The following is a 253-nucleotide window of genomic DNA, read 5'->3' as shown; positions in this document are numbered from 1 at the left end:
GATCAGTGTTGTGCAGTACAAGCGCAACCCAAGGTAATACCGGGAGGCATCCTCTCAGCTACTTCTTCCAGATTGGTTGTATTGCCCCAGGGCAGTACGACATCAAGTCATGCCTGATGACCATAGCGAGTCGGTCCCACCCCTTCCCATCCCGAACAGGACCGTGAAACGACTCCACGCCGATGATAGTGCGGATTCCCGTGTGAAAGTAGGTAATCGTCAGGCTCCCCAGCAGCACCAGAAACCCCACCCC

Annotated in this window: 1 rRNA gene; it reads left to right on the top strand. The window is 55.7% G+C overall.

Annotation, left to right across the window (positions count from 1 at the left end):
* Nucleotides 1–112 precede the first annotated feature (112 nt).
* Nucleotides 113–225: ribosomal RNA gene (gene rrf / locus SB772_RS43395) — 5S ribosomal RNA — on the top strand.
* The last annotated feature ends 28 nt before the right edge of the window (nt 226–253 follow it).

The organism is Paraburkholderia sp. SIMBA_030, assembly GCF_046535245.1.
Taxonomy (GTDB): domain Bacteria; phylum Pseudomonadota; class Gammaproteobacteria; order Burkholderiales; family Burkholderiaceae; genus Paraburkholderia.
The sequence above is the reverse complement of the archived record's forward strand: the minus strand, read 5'-3'. Positions and strand labels throughout refer to the sequence as shown.